General features: G+C 72.0%; 5 protein-coding genes. All 5 read right to left on the reverse strand.

What is annotated here, in order from left to right:
• A partial coding sequence (locus tag P3T35_RS38280; protein ID WP_280709546.1) for a non-ribosomal peptide synthetase occupies positions 1 to 5,021 on the reverse strand: 5,021 nt, incomplete at its 3' end.
• A 53-nt stretch (positions 5,022 to 5,074) separates the two neighbouring features.
• Entirely contained in the window at positions 5,075 to 15,958 is a 10,884-nt protein-coding gene (locus P3T35_RS38285) for a non-ribosomal peptide synthetase (RefSeq protein ID WP_280709553.1), read from the reverse strand.
• A gap of 80 nt (positions 15,959 to 16,038) precedes the next feature.
• Positions 16,039 to 17,301 (reverse strand): beta-ketoacyl-ACP synthase II, encoded by a 1,263-nt coding sequence (gene fabF / locus P3T35_RS38290; protein ID WP_101380452.1) that lies wholly within the window; start codon positions 17,299 to 17,301, stop codon positions 16,039 to 16,041.
• Positions 17,301 to 19,061 (reverse strand): thiamine pyrophosphate-binding protein, encoded by a 1,761-nt coding sequence (locus P3T35_RS38295; RefSeq protein ID WP_101380453.1) that lies wholly within the window; start codon positions 19,059 to 19,061, stop codon positions 17,301 to 17,303. The genes fabF and P3T35_RS38295 overlap by 1 nt, the downstream gene beginning before the upstream one ends.
• Entirely contained in the window at positions 19,058 to 20,305 is a 1,248-nt protein-coding gene (locus P3T35_RS38300) for an aldehyde dehydrogenase family protein (RefSeq protein ID WP_101380454.1), read from the reverse strand. Before P3T35_RS38300 ends, P3T35_RS38295 begins: the two co-directional genes overlap by 4 nt.
• Positions 20,306 to 20,310: the final 5 nt, after the last annotated feature.

Raw genomic sequence — 20,310 nt, forward strand, 5'->3', positions numbered from 1 at the left:
ACATTCGCCAACCCACCCCGCGTCACCACCACACCCTTAGGCCGACCCGTCGACCCCGACGTATACAACACATAAGCCACCGCCCCATCCGGCACCACCACATCCCGCCACCCGTCCTCAACACCCTCATCGCCGAGCCGGTCCAGCACCACCAACTCCGCCTCGCCCAACGGCAACCGGCCCACCAGAGCCCCAACCGTCAGCACGCACGAGGCCTGCGAGTCCGACAGGATGTACGCCACCCGCTCCGCCGGCAGCTCCGGATCCACCGGAACAAACCCCGCCCCCGCCTTCAACACCGCCCACAACGCCACCACCAAATCCACCGACCGCGACAACGCCACCGCCACCCGGTCATCCACCCCCACCCCACGCCCCACCAACACCCGCGCCAACCGCCCCGCACGAGCAGCCAACTCCCCATACGTCACCCGCTCCCCACCACACACCACCGCCACCACACCAGGCGCACGAGCCGCCTGCTCCTCCAACCCCTCCACCACACCCCGCACCCCACCCAACCGCTCACCACGACCCCACCCCGCCACCAACACCCGCTCAACCTCAGACACCAAATCCAGACCGGAAAGCCGAGCATCCGGGGTGGTCGCGAAGGCCGCCACGACCCGGGTCAGGCGGTCGCAGAAGGCCTGAACGGTCTCGGTGTCATACAGATCCAGTGCGTAGTCGACGTCGCCGGCGATCCCGGCCGGGCGGCCTTGCGCGTCGAAAGTCTCATGCAGATCGAAGGTCAGGTCGAACTTGGCGACACCGCCGCCGAGTTCCACCACCGACGGGGTGATGCCGGGCAGGTCGAGATCCGGCTCGGGCGCGTTCTGCAGCAGCAGCATGGTCTGGAACAGCGGCTGCCGGGCCAACGAGCGCTCGGGGTTGAGCACCTCCACCAGGCGCTCGAACGGCACGTCCTGGTGGGCGTAGGCCGCGAGGTCGGTGTCCCGGACCCGCTTGACCAGGTCGCGGTAGGTCGGGTCACCCGAGGTGTCGGTGCGCAGCACCAGGGTGTTGACGAAGAACCCGACCAACTCGTCGAGCGCCTCGTCCGTGCGGCCCGCGATGGCAGTACCCAGCGGGATGTCGGTGCCCGCGCCGAGCCGGGTGTAGAGCGTGGCCACGGCCGCCTGCAGCACCATGAAGACGCTGGCGCCGCACTCCCGGGCCAGCGTGGCGAGGGCTTGGTGGGCGGCGGCGTCGAGCTGCCAGGCCAGGCGGCCACCGCGGTAGCTGGCCACCGCCGGGCGCGGCCGGTCGGCCGGCAACTCCAACACCTCCGGCAACCCCGCCAACGCCTCACGCCAGTACGCCAGTTGCCGCGCCGCCAAGCTCTCCGGGTCGCCCTCCGAGCCGAGCACCTCCCGCTGCCACAACGCGTAATCCGCATACTGCACCGGCAGTTCGGCCAGCTCCCGCCCCAGATACCCCGCCTCCAGATCCCGGAACAGCGGCGCCAACGACCAACCGTCACCCGCGATGTGGTGCAGCACCAGCAGCAGCACATGCTCATCCGCACCAAGCCCGAACAGCACCGCCCGCAGCGGCAACTCCACCGCCAGATCGAACCCCTGCCCAGCCGCCTCCACCAGCGCACCAGGCAGCCCCGACTCCTCCGCCAGACGATGCGTCAACTCCAGCCGAGCCGACGGCAGAACCACCTGACACGGCTCACCATCGACCTCCGGGAACACCGTCCGCAACGCCTCATGCCGAGCCACCACCCCGTTCAACGCGGCCTCCAACGCCGCCACGTCCAAGGCGCCGCGCAGCCGGACGGCGACCGGGATGTGGTAGGTGCCGCCATCGGTGCCCAGCCGGTCCAGGAACCACAGCCGCTGCTGCGCGAAGGAGAGCGGCACGACCGTGGGCCGCTCCATCACCCGCACCGCCGCCCGGGCCTCGGCCGCGCCGCCGAGCGCCCTGGCCAGCCGCGCCACCGTGGTGTTCTCGAAGACGGTCCGGATCGGCAGTTCCACGTCCAGCGCGGAGCGGACCCTGCTGACCAGCCGGGTGGCGAGCAGCGAGTGGCCGCCCAGGTCGAAGAAGTCGTCGTCGATGCCGACCGCCGGCAGGCCCAGCACCTCGGCGAACACCCGGCAGAGGATCTCCTCGCGCGGCGAGCGCGGGCCGCGACCGGCGCCGGTCGCGACGGTGGGCGCGGGCAGCGCACGCTTGTCGAGCTTGCCGTTGACGGTCAGCGGCAGCCCGTCGAGCGCGACGAAGGCCGACGGCACCATGTACTCCGGCAGCCGGGTGGCGGCGTAGGCGGCCAACTCGGCGGTGGCGCCGACCACATAGGCGACCAGCTGCTGGTCCCCGGGCCGGTCCTCTCGGACGACGACGGCGACCTGGCTCACCTCGGGGTGGTCGCCGAGCACCGACTCGATCTCGCCCAGCTCGATCCGGTAGCCGCGGATCTTCACCTGGTCGTCCACCCGGCCGGCGAACTCCAGCGTGCCGTCGGCGCGCCAGCGGACCAGGTCGCCGGTCTGGTACATGCGACTGCCGTCCCCCTCGAAGGGGTTGGCAACGAACCGCTGCGCGGTCAGCCCAGGGCGCGCGACATAGCCGCGGGCCAGGCAGGTCCCCGCGATGTACAGCTCGCCGACCACGCCGGGCGGTACCGGCCGCAGCGCACCGTCCAGCACGTACAGCCGGCAGTTCCACATCGGCCGGCCCAGCGAGAGCACCTCGCCGGGGATCTCGTCGCCGGGCTCGATGGCCAGCGTGGTGCAGCCGACGGTGGTCTCGGTCGGGCCGTACTCGTTGAGCACCCGGACCCCGGGGTGCTCCTGGCGCCACTGGTCGAGGTGCGAACCGGGCAGCGGCTCGCCGCCGAGCACGAGTTCGGCGGTGGGCGAGTACTCGGCGGGCAGCGCCCGGAGCAGCGCGAGGTGGCTGGGGGTGCCCTTGAGGTAGGCCACGCCGCCGGCCGGCACGGGGGCCAGCGGGTCGGGCTGCCCGTCGGCGAACCGGGTCAGGTGGACGGTCCCACCGCTGATCAGCGGGGCGTAGAGGCCGGTGACGGTCAGGTCGAAGGAGACCGGCGAGTGCACCAGGCTGCTCTGCCGGGCCGCCGGGTAGACCTCGCAGGCCCAGAGCAGGTAGTTGACCGCGGCCTGGTGCTCGACCTGCACGCCCTTGGGACGCCCGGTGGAGCCGGAGGTGTAGATGACGTACGCGGGATGCCCGGGCAGCAGCGGCGCGGTGCGGTCGGCGTCCGTCAGCGGGGCCTCGGGCAGCACGGCCAGCTCGGCGGCGAACTCCGGATCGTCCAGGAAGAGCAGCTCCGGGCTGCCCGCCGGGAGCGAGCCCGCGGTGGCGGCGGTGGTCAGCACGCAGACGGGTGCGGTCTCCTCGAACAGCCCGGCGATCCGCTCGGCCGGGTGGTTCGGGTCCAGCGGCAGGTAGCCGGCGCCGGACTTGAGCACGGCGAGCAGCGCGGTGACCAGTTCGGGCCGCTGCGGCAGGGCCAGCGCGACCATCCGTTCCGGCCCGGCACCGCGGGCCACCAGCGCCCGGGCCAGCCGGTTGGCCCGGGCGTGCAGCTCGCGGTAGTCGACCCGGGCGTCACCGCAGCCGACGGCGACCGCGTCGGGGTGAGCGGCGGCGGCCTCCTCCAGCAGGGCGGTCAGGGTGGTGGCCGGGATCGGGTGCTCGGTCTGGTTCCACTCGGTGACCACCTGGCGGCGCTCGGCGGCGGAGAGCAGGTCGAGCTCGGCGATCGAGTGCTCGGGCCGGTCGGCGGCGGTCTCCAGCACCCGGTGCAGCCCGTCCGCCAGCCGGACGGCGGTCGGGCGGTCGACCACGTCGGGGCGGTAGTCCAGCCGGAAGGTCAGCCGCTCGCCGGGCAGGCCGACCAGGCTGACCGCGTAGTGGGTGGCGTCCCGCGCGTCCACCTCGGTGATCTCCAGGCCCTCGGAGAGCGGCGGTGCCTGCTCGGCGCCGAGCGGGAAGTTCTCGAAGACCGTGGTGGTGTCGAAGAGTTCGCCGTGTCCGGCCTGCGCCTGAATGGCCCCCAGCTGGACGTGCTGGTGCGGGGTGAGCGCGCTCTGGTGGTCCTGCAACCGGCCGAACACCTCGGCCAGCCGCTCGTCGGCCTGCCAACTCACCCGCACCGGCAGGGTGTTGATCAGCAGGCCGACGATGGTCTCGACGCCGGTCAGCTCCGGCGGGCGCCCTGAGACGGTGCCGCCGAAGACTACGTCGGTGCGGCCCAGCTGCCGGCCGAGCACCAGGCCCCAGGACGCCTGGACCATGGTGTTGACGGTCCAGCCGTGCGCCCGGCCGGTCGCGGCGAGCCGCTCGGTCAGCTCGGCGGACAGCTCGACGGTGACCGACTCCGGGATCACCGGGGCGGTCGCCTGCCTGCCGGCGGCCAGCAGGCTGGGCTCGGCCAGCCCGGCGAGCTCGGCCTCCCAGGCGGCCAGCCCGGCCGGCTGGTCCTGGCGGGCCAGCCAGGCCAGGTAGTCGCGGTACGGGACGACCCGGCGCATGCCGGTCGGCTCGCCGCCGCGCTCGTACAGCTCGAACAGGTCGTCCAGCAGGACGGGCACCGACCAGCCGTCGACCAGGATGTGATGGATCGTCACCAGAAGGCGGGACCGGCCGTCGGGGAGCAGTGCCAGCGTGAACCGGACCAGCGGCGGGCGGGCCATGTCGAACCGGCGCACCCGCTCCTCGTCGGCGAGCCGGGCGTACTCCGCCTCCGCCGCCGGGCCCCGGTCGGACAGGTCGACCTCGCGCCACGGGGTGCGCACCTGGCGGCGGACCACCTGCACCGGCCGCTCAACGCCCTTGTGGCGGAAGCCGACCCGCAGGTTGGAGTGCCGGGCCAGCAGCGCTTCGGCGGCGCTGCGCAGCCGGGCGGTGTCCAGCGCGCCGCGCATCTCCACCGCCAGCTGCACGGTGTAGACGTCCGGGCCCTCCTGGTCGTACAACGCGTGGAAGAGCAGACCCTCCTGCAGCGACGACAGCGGGAGCACGTCCTCGATTGCCGACTTCCTCATGGCCGATACCTTTCGAACTGTCAGTGGGTGGGGCGGATTTCGAGGCGTGCCGATCAGTAGGAGTCCGGGTCGTCGTCCTCGTCGAACTCGTCGTCGTAGTCCGACTCGTCCTCCTCCAGGAGGTCGATGTCGCGCTGGCTGAGGCCGACCAGGTTGAGGTCGGAGGGGGTGAGTCCGCCCGCCTCGGAGTGCTCGATGTGGTCGCGCAGAGCTTGCAGGGCCTGCAGCCAGAGGGCAGCCAGGTGCTCGACGTCGGGTGCGTCGAACAGGGCGGCCGGCCAGGCCAGGTTGGCCTGCAGCTGCGGGCCGTGCGGGGTGTCGTGGGTGGCCGCGTTGATGTCCAGGGCGTGGGCGAACGGGAGTTCCGCATCACCGACGGCGGTGTCGGCCTCTTCGAGCGCCAGCCAGTGGGCGTCGGTGCCTTGGTCGGTGGTGAAGCGGCCGAGGTAGTTGAAGCCGATCTGGGGGGCCGGGTGGGTGGCCAGGGTGGTGGCGGTGGCGGGGTTGAGGTAGCGCAGCAGGCCGTAGCCCAGGCCGTGGTCGGGGACGGCGCGCAGCTGCTCCTTGACCTCCTTCAGGGCGGTGCCGTTGGCGGGGCTCGCGGTGGTGACTTCGGTCCAGGTGAGTGCCGGGGGTGTGAGGCGGACCGGGTGCATGCTGGTGAACCAGCCGATGGTGCGGGTCAGGTCGTGGCCCGCGTCGAGGGCGTCCTCGTGACGGCCGTGGCTCTCCAGGTCCAGCAGCAGGCCGTCACGGGTCTGCTCCGGGCGCCACTGGCGTGCGGCCAGCGCGAGCGCGGTCAGCAGCACATCGTTGACACCCGCGTTGTACGCCGCCGGAACGGTGGTCGACAGCGCCTCGGTCAACTCCGGGGAGAGCGTGACGGTGTGGGACTCGGCCGTGCCCAGGGTGTCCCGCTGGGAGTCGAGGGGCTGCTTGCCGAGCTGGGCCGGGGCGGTATCCACCATGCTTGACCAGTACGGGAGTTGGTCGGTCCAGCGGGGGTGGGTGGCAGCGGCGGTGAGGGCCTGGGACCAGCCGAGCAGCGAGGTGCCGACCGGCTCCAGCTCGCCGCCCGCGTAGGCGGCTGCCAGGTCGGGCAGCAGGATCCGCCAGGACACCCCGTCGACCACCAGGTGGTGGACCACCAGCAGCAACACGCCGTCCGCGTCCGGGCCGTGGTCGAACCAGACCGCCTGCAGCATGATCCCGCGCTCCGGTTCCAGACGACGCCGGGCCGCCTCGGTCTCGGCCGCCACCACCGCCGGGTCGGCGCTCTCAACGCGGTGGACCAGTGCCGTCACGTCCGGGCCGTGATCCGCCTCAGGGACCTCCAACTGCCAATCGTCCTCGGAGTCGACGGTCAACCAGGCACGCAGGGCGTCATGGTGGCGAACGAGTGCCTCGACAGTCGCGGTGAGCGCCTCCAGAGTGAGACCGGCCGGGACGGGGACGGTGTAGGCCTGGTTGAACTCGCGCACCGGGCCACCCCCGGCCCGCAGCCACTCCATCACCGGCAGCAGCGGCACCGACCCCACACCCTGGCGGCCGGGCACCTCCACCGCACCCGCCTGCGTGGCGACCGCCGCCAACTCGCGGACCGTCTTGTGCTCGAACACATCCCGCGCCGTCAGCACCAACCCGGCCTTGCGGGCCCGGCTCACCAACTGGATCGAGGCGATGCTGTCGCCGCCCAGGTCGAAGAACCCGTCATCGATCCCGACGCTGTCGCGGCCCAAGACCCCGGCGAAGACCTCGCACAGGATCCGCTCCCGCTCGCTGCTCGGGGCTATCTGCTCGACCTCGCCCGACGACTCGGGCGCCGGCAGCGCACGCTTGTCGAGCTTGCCGTTCACCGTCAGCGGCAGCGCTTCAAGGGCGACGAACGCCGAAGGCACCATGTAGGCAGGCAGCCGGCTCGCCGCGTACTCCCGCAACCCGTCCACCGCGCCGACCACGTAGGCGACCAACTGCTTGTCACCCGGCCGGTCCTCGCGCACCACCACGACCGCGTGCACGACCTCCGGATGCCCCACGAGCACAGCCTCGATCTCGGCCGGCTCGATCCGGAACCCACGGATCTTCACCTGGTCATCCGCACGACCCACGTAGTCGATCGCGCCATCCGCCGTCCACCGCACCAGGTCACCCGTGCGATACATCCGACCACCCGGCGCACCGAACGGATCCGCCACGAACCGCTCCGCCGTCAGATCCGCCCGCCCCCCGTACCCACGCGCCAACCCCGACCCCGCCAGATACAACTCACCGACAGAACCCGGCGGCAGCAGCTGCAACGAGTCGCCCAGCACATAGGCCCGCGTCCCCGACATCGGCGTACCGATCGGCACGCTCGTGCCCGCCGCCCGCAGCCGCGGGACCGGAAGAGTCGTGGCGAAGGTCGTGGTCTCGGTCGGCCCGTACACATTCACGGCCCGGACGTCGGGGCAGGCCAGCAGCACCTGATCGACCGCCTCGACCGAGACCTTCTCGCCGCCGAACAGCACCTCCCGCAGCCCCGCGAACGCCTGCGGCTCCTCCACCGCGATCGCGTTGAACAGCGCCGTCGTCAGGAAGAGCCCGGTGACGCCATGGGTCGCGATCGCCGCCCGCAGCTCCTCCGGCCCCAGATGCCCGCCACCCGCCACGACCACCCGGCCGCCACGCAGCAGCGGAGTCCACACCTCGTAGGTCGAGGCGTCGAAGGCGTGCGAGGAGTGCATCAGCACGCAGCCATGCGCACCCGTGCCGAACATCGGATCGCGGGCCAGGTCCACCACGCTGCGATGGCTCACCATGACGCCCTTGGGCCGCCCGGTCGTGCCGGAGGTGTACATCACGTACGCCAGCTGCTCGGCCGGGGTCGCCGCCGCCTCCGGGGCGGTCGCCGGGTAGTCGGCGACCCGGTCGGGGTAGTCGGCCGGCAGCACGGTCCGCACTGCCTCGGCCAGCCCCTCCGGGAGGGTCGCCCGGTCGGTGAGCAGTACCGGGGCCTGGGCGTCGCGAACGATCCAGGCCAGCCGGTCCGCCGGGTAGGCGGCGTGCAGCGGCACATAGCAGCCCCCCGCCTTGAGCACCGCCAGCTCGGCCAGCACCAGCTTCACCGAGCGGTCCAGGAGCAGCGCCACCGGCGTCCCCGCACCCACTCCGTGCTCGCGCAAGAAGTGCGCCCACTGGTTGGACCGCGCATCCAACTCCGAGTAGCTGAGCGCTTCTTCGTCCGAGACGACCGCCACCGCGTCGGGCGTGCGAGCCACCTGCTCGGCGAAGGCCGCCACCACGCTGCCGCTCTTCGAGACAGGTGCGCCCTGCCCCCAGACGGACAGCTGCTGGGCCACCTCGTCGTGCGAGAGCAACTGGATCTCGGCCAGCCGGCGCTTCGGCTCCGCCGTGACCTGCTCCAGCACCCGGGCCAGCCGCTCGCCCAGCAGCTCGACGCTCGGCACGTCGTAGAGGTCCCGGGCGAACTCGATCTCGCCGGTGATTCCGGTCGGGCGGCCGTGGTCGTCGAAGGTCTCGCGCAGGTCGAGCAGGAGGTCGAACTTGGCCTGGTTGACGCCCACATCGACGGCGGACGGCGTGATGCCGGGCAGGTCGAGGTCGGGTTCCGGGGTGTTCTGCAGGGTGAGCAGGGTCTGGAACAACGGGTGCCGGGCCAACGAGCGCTCGGGGTTGAGCACCTCCACCAGCCGCTCGAACGGCACGTCCTGGTGGGCGTACGCCGCCAAGTCCCAGTCCCTGACCCGGTCCACCAGCTCAAAGAACGTCGGGTCGCCCGAAGTGTCGGTCCGCAGCACCAGGGTGTTGACGAAGAACCCGACCAACTCGTCCAGCGCCTCGTCCGTACGGCCCGCCACACCCGTGCCCAACGGGATGTCCGTGCCCGCACCCAACCGGGTGGACAGCGCAGCCAGCGCGGCCTGAAGAACCATGAAGACACTCGCCCCGCACTCCCGGGCGAGGGCGGTCACCGCCTGGTGGCCGGCCTCCGGCAGCTGCCAGGCGATCCGCGCGCCCCGGTAGGAGGCGATCGCCGGGCGCGGCCGGTCGGCCGGCAGCTCCAGCACATCCGGCAGTTCGGCCAACGCCTGCTGCCAGAAGGCCAGTTGCTGCGAGATGACACTCTCGGAGTCATCCTCGGAGCCCAGCACCTCCCGCTGCCACAGCGCGTAATCCGCGTACTGCACAGGCAGTTCGGGCAGCTCCCGGCCCAGGTAGCCAGCCTCAAAGTCCCGCAGCAGCGGTGCCAGCGACCAGCCGTCACCCGCGATGTGGTGGAGCACCAGCAGCAGCACATGCTCGGCCTCGGTGACGCTGAACAACACGGCGCGCAGCGGGAGTTGGAGCGCCAAGTCGAAACCGCGGGCCGCCTCGGCGGTCAGCGCCGACAGCAGCTCGTCCGCACCCACCTGCCGGGTCACCAGATCGAGTGTGGCCTCGGTGAGGATCCGCTGCTCGGGGCGGCCGTCGTTCTCCGCGAAGAGCGTGCGCAGCGTCTCGTGGCGAGCCACCACGGTGTTCAACGCCCTTTGCAGAGACGGCAGATCGAGGTTCCCCTCAAGGCGCACCGCGACCGGGATGTTGTAGGTGCCGCCCTGCACATCGAGCCGCTCCAGGAACCAGAGGCGCTGCTGTGCATACGACAGCGGGATCCGCTCCGGACGTGGCACCACCCGGGCCACCCGCGACCGCCCGACCGCCGAGCCTTCGTCCAGCGCCCGCGCCAGCTGCGCGACCGTCGGGTTCTCGAACACCGTCCGGATGCTCAACTCCACGCCCAGCACCGAGCGAATCCGACTCAGCAACCTTGTCGCCAGCAACGAATGCCCGCCCAGGTCGAAGAAGTTGTCGTCAATGGTCACGCGCTCCGCGTCGAGCACCTCACCGAAAACACCGACCAGCACCGATTCCTGTGCCGTGCGTGGTGCGCGTCCGCCGCCGACTCCCGCCCATTCCGGCGCCGGCAACGCCCGCCGATCCAACTTCCCCGACGCCGTCAACGGCAACGCATCCAACACCACGAAAACCGACGGCACCATATACCCCGGCAACAACCCCGCCACATGATCCCGCAACCCCTCCACATCCACATCCCCCACCACATACCCCACCAACTGCCGATCCCCCGGCCGCACCTCACGCACCACCACCGCCACCCGCTCAACCCCCGCAAACCCCCGAACAACCGCCTCCACCTCACCCAACTCAATCCGGAACCCCCGCACCTTCACCTGATCATCCGCCCGCCCCACAAACACCAACCCACCCGACCGATCCCACCGCACCACATCCCCCGTCCGATACATCCGCGCACCAGACGCAAACGGACACGCCACAAAACGCTCCGCCGTCAAACCACCCCGACCCACATACCCCCGCGCCACACCCACACCCGCGATATACAACTCCCCCGCCACCCCCACCGGCACCGGACGCAACCACTCATCCAAAACAAACACATCCGTCCCCGCCACCGGCCCACCAATACCCGGCACCACCCCCACCGGCCCCTCCACCACACCCACCACCGAATACACCGACGTCTCCGTCGGCCCATACCCATTCGTCACATCCCACGCCACCGCCCGCACCGCATCCGACAACGACGCCGACACCGCCTCACCACCCAACAACACCCGCAACCCCGACAACACCCCAGGCACCACATCCACCAACGCCTGCACAAACGTCGGAGTCCCCTGCACAAACGTCACCCCCGACACCTCAACCAACCCCGCCAACCGCACCGGATCCAACACCACCTCCCGCTCCACCAACACCAACCGCCCACCCCCCAACAACGGCACAAACAACTCCACATTCGAAATATCAAACCCAAACGTCGTCACCCCCAAAAACACCGACGACCCCGACACCCCAAACCGCACCCCCATATCCGCCAAAACATTCGCCAACCCACCCCGCGTCACCACCACACCCTTAGGCCGACCCGTCGACCCCGACGTATACAACACATAAGCCACCGCCCCATCCGGCACCGAAACCGGAACCCACCCACCACCATCAAGCCCCTCATCCCCCAACCCATCCACCACCACCAACTCCGCACCACCAACCGGCAACCGATCCCGCACCACACTCGACGTCACCACACACGAAGCCCCCGAATCCCCCAAGATGTACGCCACCCGCTCCCCCGGCAGCTCCGGATCCACCGGAACAAACCCCGCCCCCGCCTTCAACACCGCCCACAACGCCACCACCAAATCCACCGACCGCGACAACGCCACCGCCACCCGGTCATCCACCCCCACCCCACGCCCCACCAACACCCGCGCCAACCGCCCCGCACGAGCAGCCAACTCCCCATACGTCACCCGCTCCCCACCACACACCACCGCCACCACACCAGGCCTCAACGCCGCCTGCTCCTCCAACCCCTCCACCACACCCCGCACCCCACCCAACCGCTCACCACGACCCCACCCCGCCACCAACACCCGCTCAACCTCAGACACCAAATCCAGACCGGAGACATGCACATCCGGGTCGGCCAGCAGCAGTTCCAGCACCCGGGCGAAGCGCTCGCAGAGCACGCTGACGCCTTCCGGGTCGAAGAGGTCGAGGGCGTACTCGATCTCGCCCTCGATGCCGGCCGGACGGCCCTTGCCGTCGAAGGTCTCCCGTAGGTCGAAGGTCAGGTCGAACTTGGCGACGCCACCCGCGATGCCCTCCAGCGAGGGGATGACGCCGGGCAGGTCGAGGTCGGGGTCGTCGGTGTTCTGCAGCACCAGCAGGGTCTGGAACAGCGGGTGCCGGGCCAACGAGCGTTCCGGGTTGAGGAGTTCGACCAGCCGCTCGAACGGCACGTCCTGGTGCCCGAATGCGGCCAGATCCCATTCGCGGACCCGCTTGACCAGGTCGCGGAAGCTCGGGTCGCCCGAGGTGTCGGTGCGCAGCACCAAGGTGTTGACGAAGAACCCGACCAGTTCCTCCAGCGCCTCGTCCGTGCGGCCCGCGACCACGGTGCCCAACGGGATGTCGGTGCCCGCACCCAGGCGGGTGTAGAGCGCGGCCAACGCCGCCTGCAGCACCATGAAGACGCTCGCCCCCGACTCCCGGGCGAGTGCCGTCAGCGCCTCATGGGTCCGACTGTCCAGGCGCCAGCCCATCCGCTCGCCTCGGTAGCTGGCCACCGCCGGGCGCGGCCGGTCGGCCGGCAACTCCAGCACCTCCGGCAACCCCGCCAACGCCTCACGCCAGAACGCCAGTTGCCGCGCCGCCAAGCTCTCCGGATCACCGTCCGAACCGAGTACCTCCCGCTGCCACAACGCGTAATCCGCATACTGCACCGGCAGTTCGGCCAGCTCCCGCCCCAGATACCCCGCCTCCAGATCACGCAGCAACGGCGCCAACGACCAACCGTCACCCGCGATGTGGTGCAGCACCAGCAGCAGCACATGCTCATCCGAACCAAGCCCGAACAGCACCGCCCGCAGCGGCAACTCCACCGCCAGATCGAACCCCTGCCCAGCCGCCTCCACCAGCGCACCAGGCAGCCCCGACTCCTCCGCCAGACGATGCGTCAACTCCAATCGAGCCGACGGCAGAACCACCTGACACGGCTCACCATCGACCTCCGGGAACACCGTCCGCAACGCCTCATGCCGAGCCACCACCCCGTTCAACGCGGCCTCCAACGCCGCCACATCCAGGGCACCGCTGAGCCGGATCGCCAGCGGGATGTTGTACATGCCGCCCTGCTCGTCCAGCCGGTTGAGGAACCACAGCCGCTGCTGGGCGTAGGAGAGCGGCAGCGGTTCGGGGCGCGCCATCGGCCGCAGCGCGGCGCGGGCCCGGTCGGCGCCGTCGAGCGCGCGGGCCAGCCCGGCGACGGTGGGGTGCTCGAACACCGCCCGGATGGTCAGCTCGGCGCCCAGGGTGCCGCGGATCCGGCTGACCAGCCGGGTGGCGAGCAGCGAGTGGCCGCCCAGGTCGAAGAAGTCGTCGTCGATGCCGACCCGGGGCAGGCCCAGTACCTCGGCGACGAGCCGGCAGAGCACCTCTTCCCAGGGGGTGCGCGGGCCGCGCCCGGTGCCGGCGGCGGTGGCTTCGGGGGCGGGCAGCGCGGCCCGGTCCAGCTTGCCGTTGGCGGTCAGCGGCAGCGCGTCGAGGGCCAGGTAGGCGGTGGGGACCATGTAGTCGGGCAGCCGGCCCGCCGCGTGCTCCCGCAGGCCGTCGACGGCACCGACGACGTAGGCGACCAGGCGGCGTTCGCCCGCGGCGTCGTCCCGGACCAGCACCACGGCCTGGGTGACCTCGGGGTGCGCGGCGAGGACCGACTCGATCTCGCCCAGCTCGATCCGGTGGCCACGGATCTTCACCTGGTGGTCGCGGCGCTCCAGGAAGACCAGTCGGCCGTCCTCGTCCTGCCGCACGTAGTCGCCGGTGCGGTACATCCGGGCGCCGGGCCGGTCGTCGAACGGGTCGGCGGTGAAGACGGCGGCGGTCCGCGCCGGGTCGTCGAGGTAGCCGCGGCCGACGCCGGTGCCGGCCGCGTAGAGCTCGCCGGGGGTGCCGGGCGGGACCGGGCGGAGGCGGTCGTCCAGCACGTAGAGGCGGGTGTTGCGGACCGGGAGGCCGATCGGGACGGGGCCGGCGGGCAGCGCGGCCGGCGAGTCGAGCAGTGCGTGGGTGACGTCGTCGGAGCACTCGGTCGGGCCGAAGGCGTTGATCAGCGGGATGGCCGGGTGGACACCCAGCCACTGCTCGGCGACCTCGCGCGGCAGCGCCTCGCCGGTGACCATCAGCAGCCGCAGGGCGGCCAGCGGCAGCGGTGCGGCACCGGGCGCGGCCCAGCTCTCCAGCGCGGCCCGCAACAGCGAGGGGACCACTTCGAGCACCGGGACGCGCTCCTCGGCGACCAGCCCGAAGAGCGCCCACGGGTCGGCGGCGGTCTCCCGCTCGACCACGCGGACCCGGCCGCCGACGACCAGCGGGGCCAGCATCTGCCAGATCGAGATGTCGAAGGTCAGCGGCGCGTTCTGGACCACGGTGTCGGCGGCGGTCAGCCCGCAGTCCTCGACCTTGGCCAGCAGGTGGTTGTTCATCCCCCGGTGGTGCACCATCGCGCCCTTGGGGGCGCCGGTGGAGCCGGAGGTGAAGATCACGTAGGCGAGGTCGTCACCGGTGCCGACCACCTCGGGCAGCGGTCCGTCCGGCAGCCCGGCCGGCACGCTGAACCAGGGCAGTTCGGAGCCGGCCTCGGCGGTGATCCGGGCGACCGTGTCGGCCTGCTCGGCGGGCGCGATCAGCGCGGCGGCCCGGCAGCGGGTCAGCAGCGAGGCCGAGCGGGCCACCGGCGCGGCCGGGTCGAGCGGTAGGTAGCCGGCGCCGATGCCCATGGTGCCGAGCACGGCGGCGACGAAGTCCGCGCCGGGCACGGCCAGCAGGCCCACCACATCGCCCCGCGCCACCCCGGCGGCGAGCAGCCCGCGGGAGACCGCGCCGGCCCGGGCCGCGAGGGTGCGGTAGTCGGTGTCGCCGGTCCGGTCGGTGACCGCGATGGCATCGGGGCTCTCGGCCGCGTGCTCGCGGACCCGGCCGGCGATGTGCCGCAGGCCGCCGTCGTCGTCGCGCCGGGTGGCGTCCCAGCCGGCCCGCAGCAGCTCCGCCTCCTCGTCGCCGAGCAGGTCGAACTGTCCGATGGGCCGCTCGGGTTGGGCGGTGACGCGGGCCAGGAAGCGCAGGAACCGGGTGTGGTGGTCGGTGATCTCGGCGTCGCTGTAGAGGTCGGCGTTGCCGTCGAAGATCAGCTGCACCTCCCGGCCGTCGTTGCGGTCCAGTGCGCTGATCTCGATGTCCTCGACGACGCCGTTGGACAGGTTGTGGGCGGTCACCGGATGGCCCGCGAAGGTGGTGTCGTAGTCGAACGGCATCACGTTGACGCTGACCGAGGCCAGCCGGGTGCCGCCGCCGACCGCCTGCAGGTCGCGGCTGACGTCCTCCTGGCGGTAGCGCTGGTGGCGGATCACGGCACGGGCGTCGCCGGTGGCCTGCTTCAGCAGCTCGGCGAAGGTGGTGGCGGGGGTGACGTCCAGGTGGATCGGCAGGATGTTGGCGACCACGCCCGGGGTCTCCCGCAGCACCGGCGTGGTGCGGCCCTGCAGCGGGAAGCCGATCGGCACGGTACGGGCGCCGGTGGCGGCCGACAGGTAGGCGCCGACCGCCGCGACCAGGCCGATCGGCCAGCTGCTGCGGGCGTCCCGGGAGACCCGCTTGAGGTCTTCCAGCACCTCGGCCGGCACCGCGGCGCCGCTGCGCCGCAGCCGGGCGGTGGCGGCGGCGGTGCGGGCGGTCAGACTGACCGGTTCGACCCGGCGGGCCATCCGGGCCTGCCAGAACTCCCGGTCCCTGGTGAACTTGTCGGAGGACCGGTAGCCGGTCTCCTCGGCGATGAAGTCGGCCAGCCCCGCGAAGGTCGGCGGACCGTAGTCGGCACCGGCGACCAGCGCACTGTAGACGGCGGCCAGCCGGTGGGTGTAGATCCGGCCGCCGGCGCCGTCGCTGATGATGTGGTGGTTGCGGTTGAAGTAGATGAAGTGGTCGTCGGCGAGCCGGAACAGCGCGTCGCTGAAGTGCGGCCCGTCGGCCAGGTCGAAGGGCCGCTCCAGCCGGTCGTCCATGATCCGCACCGCCTCGTGCCGGGCGTCCGCGCGCCCGGCCAGGTCGATGCGCTCCAGCTGGATGCGGGCCGCGACGACGTACTGCCAGACCCCGTCGTCGTCCTCGCGGAACCGCACCCGGGCGCTCTCCTGCTCCTCCAGGGTGATGGTGAGCGCCCGCTCGAAGAGTTCCTCGTCCACCGGCCCGTGGATCTCCAGGTACTCGCTGACCTGGAAGACGTTGTCCGGGTTCAGCTTCTGCGCGTACCAGACGCCCAGCTGGGCGGCGGTGAGCGGCTGACGGTCGGCCATGGACCAAGGCATGTGGGTGTCTCCGAGGCTGCTGGTGGCGGCTGGACGGGTGGTGCGGGTGTCCGGTGTCCGGCGGCCCCCTACGGGAGCCAGCGGCGCAGCACGAGGACGGCGTTGTGGCCGCCGAACCCGAAGGAGTTGCTCATCACGGTGTCGACCTGGTGCCGCTGGGCGGTGTGGGCGACGAAGTTGACCGAGGGGTCGATCGGCCGGTGGCAGTTGATGGTCGGCGGGACCACCCCGTGGTTGATCACCAGACCGCCGATCACGGCCTCCACGGCGCCGGCCGCGCCGATCATGTGGCCGGTCATCGACTTGGTCGAGCTGACCGGGATCCGCTCGATCCGGTCGCCGAACTCGGCGCGCAGCGAGGCGAGTTCGGTCTTGTCGTTGAGCTGGGTGCCGGTCCCGTGGGCGTTCACGTAGTCCACGTCCGCCGGGGTCAGCCCGGCGTCCGCCAGCGCCTCGCGGATCGCCCGGCGGGTGGAGACGCCCTCGGGGTGCGGCGCCGTCCAGTGGTAGGCGTCGGAGGTGGCGGCGTAGCCGGCCAGCTCGGCCAGGATGGTCGCGCCACGGGCCAGCGCGTGCTCCTCCGACTCCAGCACCAGCATGCCGGCGCCGGCCGCCATCACGAAGCCCGCCCGGTCCTCGTCGAACGGCCGGGAGGCCTCGGCGGGGTCGCCCTCCCGGGTGCTCAACGCCTTGGCGTTGCCGCTGCCGGCCAGGTCGACCCGGGTGATGATGTCGTCCGCGCCGCCGGTGATCACCACGTCGCAGACGCCGGCCCGGATCCACCGCAGCGACTCGCCGATCGCGTCGGCGCCCGAGGCGCAGGCGCTGCTGGAGGCCCGGGAGGGGCCCATCGCGCCGGTGGCGAAGGTGACTTCGCCGGCCGCGCTGTCGATCGCGCCGGTCACCGCCGCCATCGGGGAGACCGCCCGCGGGCCCTTGGCGTCCAGCTCGCGGACGTGGTCGGCGATCGACTTCATCGGTCCGTAGCCGCTGCCGACCAGCACGCCGACCCGGTGCGCGTTCTGCTGGTCGATCGTCAACTTGGACTGCTCCAACGCCTCCTGGGCGGCGACCAGGGCGTACCGGGCGTACGGGTCGGTGCGGCGGGCGACCTTGTACGGCAGGTGGGCGGACACGTCGAAGCCCTTGACCTCGCCGGCGATCCGCACCGGCAGATCGGCCACCTCGACCTGGGTGACCGGCCCGATGCCGCTGCGGCCGGCCTGCAGCGCCTCCCAGGTCTCGGCCACGTCGAGGCCCAGCGGGGTGACCAGGCCCCAGCCGGTGATGACGACCCGGCGCCGGGCCGGGACGGGGCTGCGCGAGTCCATCACTCGCTCCCTTCGGTTGCGTCGAGCGCGGTCAGCACCGGGAAGTCGCCGCTGGCCTGGGCCCCGGCGAACAGCGCGTCGGTCAGCTCGACCGGCACGTTCAGCACCACCGGGTGGCCCGACTGGCAGAGTTTCCAGGCCTGTTCGAGGTCGGCCCGGAGCGTGGTCCGGTCGTCGAGGGTGAACTGGTGCAGGCCCGGCAGCTCGCGGGCGCCGGGGCCGGGCACGGTCGGGTCGGCGAACCGGTAGTCGCGCAGCGGGGTGACCCGCTGGTCCAGCTGGCTCTGCAGCCAGCCGTAGCCGCCGTTGCGCAGCACCAGGTAGAGCACGCCGAGCCGGTGCTCGATCAGGGTCGGCAGGTCGGCGTCGAAGAGGGCGAAGGCGCCGTCGCCGACCAGGGCCACCACCGGCCGCTCGGGTGCCGCGGCCTTGACGCCGGCCGCGGCTGCCGCCCCGAAGCCGAGGCTGGTCTGCTCGGACGGCACCACCGAGCCGGCCGCCGCACCGACCTGGTGCAGCGGGTAGCGGTAGGACCACATGTCCTGCAGCCCGTTCTCCTGCACCAGCACCAGGTCATCGGGCAGCACCTCGGCGAGCGCGGCCAGCACCTCGGGGATCCGCAGCCGGGGCTCGGCGGCCAGCTCGGCCAGCCGCTCGCGGTGCTCGCGGTGCAGTTCGGTGTGGACCGCGGCGGCCCGGGCGGCCCAGTCCGCGGCGCCGGCCGGGCGCGGGATCGGCGCGGCCAGCTCGCCGGCCAGCAGCGCCCCGGCCTCGGCCAGCACCTTGGGGCCGGCGTAGTCGGTGTGGAACTCGCCCGCGTCCAGGTTGACCTGGATCACCGGCACCTCGCGGCCGATCGCCGTCGGCCAGCCGTAGGTCGCGGTCTCCTCCAGCCTGCTGCCCAGGGCCAGCACGCAGTCGGCGCGGCGCCACAACTCGCCTGCCGCTTCCGGGAGGTAGAGACCGGCCAGGCCGCAGAAGAGCGGGTGCGACTCGTCGAAGGCGCCGCGCCCGCTGGCGGTGCAGAACACCGCCGCGCCCAGCCGGTCGGCCAGCTCCTCCAGGGCCCGGCCGTGGTTGGCGTGCCGCATGCCGCCGCCGACCAGCAGCACCGGGCGGGCGGCGCCGGCCAGGGTGCGGCGGGCCGGGGAGTCGTCGGCCAGGGTCAGCCGGGCCGGGCGCAGCACGGTCTCCCAGCTCGGCTCGGCGGCGGGCCGCAGCGGGATCTCGGCGCCGAGCAGGTGGTCGGGCAGCTCCAGGTAGACCGGCCCCGGCACGCCCTCCCGGGCGGTCAGCAGGGCGCTGCGCAGCATCGGCACCAGCCGGCTCGGCGCGTCGACCCGGGCCGCCCACTTGACCAGCGGGGCGACCACCGAGAGCTGGTCCAGCTCCTGGAAGGCGGCGGCGCCGCGCTGCTCGACCGCGGTTCCCGCGGACAGCATCACCACCGGCACGGCCGAGCAGCGGGCCTCCAGCAGGCCGGTGACGGTGTTGGTGACGGCCGGGCCCTTGCCGGTGAAGGCGATGCCGGTGCGGCCGGACTGCAGGGCGTAGCCGGTGGCCATGTGGAGCGCGTTGCGCTGGTCCCGGCAGAGCACCAGGCGCAGGTCGCCGTCCTGCAGGGCGGCCAGCAGGTCGAGGTCGTCGGCGGGCAGGCCGAAGGCGTCCTGGACGCCGTGCTCGCCGAGCACCGAGACGACGGCTCGCCAGCCGCCGGTCACGGTGGGGCCGTTCGCCTCCGTGGTGTCCGGGGCGGTCATGCGGCACCTCCCGGCAGCCGGGCACCCAGGTGGTCGGCGACCGCCTTGGAGATCAGCAGCGGCTCGGTGTGCCGGACGCCGCCGACCGCCGCGTAGTTGGCCCGGACGCCGCGGCCGCCGAACGGCTCGTTGCCGTTCTCGATGTCCGCCACGGTCGCGTTGAGGCTCACCGTGTGGCGCCTGCGCAGCAGTTCGATCAGCTCCGGCTCGTCGCCGTAGACGGTGGCCGCCATCGCCCGCTCCTCGAAGTACTGGTGGCGCAGCGTCCGGTGGAGCCACTCGCCGCTGGTGTACGGCACCACGTTGAAGATCGGTGCGAACAGCTCCGGCGGGTTGGTCGCGCTCTCCACCGGGCGGACCAGGACGGTCGGCGCCAGGTGGCTCTCCGTCAGGTCGGCCCGGCCGCCGACCAGGATGAACGACCGGTTGGCCATCAGGTGCGAGATGGCGTCCTCGAAGGCGTCCAGGTAGTACATCGAGCCGTAGTCGGCGGTCGGGTCCTCGTAGCGGCCGTGCTTGAGCGAGCGCACCCGGCGGCTGAGCAGGTTGCAGAACTGCGAGCTGAGCGAGGTGTGGACGAAGTAGACGTCCGGACCGAAGCAGTCCTGGCCGGAGTTGAGCATCCGGGCCCGGATCGCGCCGTCCACGGCGTCGCCGATGTCGGCGCCGGGGCCGACCACGAACGGGTTGACGCCCTGGCCGAAGTAGAGGAACAGCTGGTCCTTGCGCAGCTGCGGGCGGATCTTCTCGGCGTTCTCGAACGAACCGGTGAACACCAGCACCTGGGAGTCGGCGACGTCGTTCTCCAGGAAGTCCCGCTGGCCGGTCTGCCGCAGCTGGATCGGCAGTCGGTGCGCCTCGCCGAGCAGCTTGTGCAGCCGCTCCAGCTGGCTGTCGATCCGGCCGGACGGACGGAACACCACGCGCTCGGTGTAGAGGGACGGGATCAGCAGGTAGAGCACGTAGCTGTAGAGCGGGATGTTCGAGGGCATCAGCACGGCCAGCTGGTCGAGCCGCGGCGGCCGGAACCCGGTCACCTCCTGCTCGGCACCCGCCAGCGCGGCCAGCGCGACCTCGATCTCCCCGGCGGCGGTTTTGTGGTTGCAGCTCTCGTAAAGGACCTGGAGGACTTCCTCGCGGCGATTGACGAGGATGTCCGCGACGTTGTGCAGGCCGGTCATCCGGTCCGCGAAGGGAATGTGGTACGGCGTCTCGACCGGCGTTTCAGCGACGATCTGGGTCACTGGAG

The sequence above is a fragment of the Kitasatospora sp. GP30 genome (assembly GCF_029892145.1).
Lineage (GTDB): Bacteria > Actinomycetota > Actinomycetes > Streptomycetales > Streptomycetaceae > Kitasatospora > Kitasatospora acidiphila.

Excerpts from the sequence above, each read along its gene's own strand:
- P3T35_RS38285 (WP_280709553.1), bottom strand. The coding sequence starts at position 15,958 with ATGGCCGACCGTCAGCCGCTCACCGCCGCCCAGCTGGGCGTCTGGTAC.
- fabF (WP_101380452.1), bottom strand. The coding sequence starts at position 17,301 with ATGGACTCGCGCAGCCCCGTCCCGGCCCGGCGCCGGGTCGTCATCACC.
- P3T35_RS38295 (WP_101380453.1), bottom strand. The coding sequence starts at position 19,061 with ATGACCGCCCCGGACACCACGGAGGCGAACGGCCCCACCGTGACCGGC.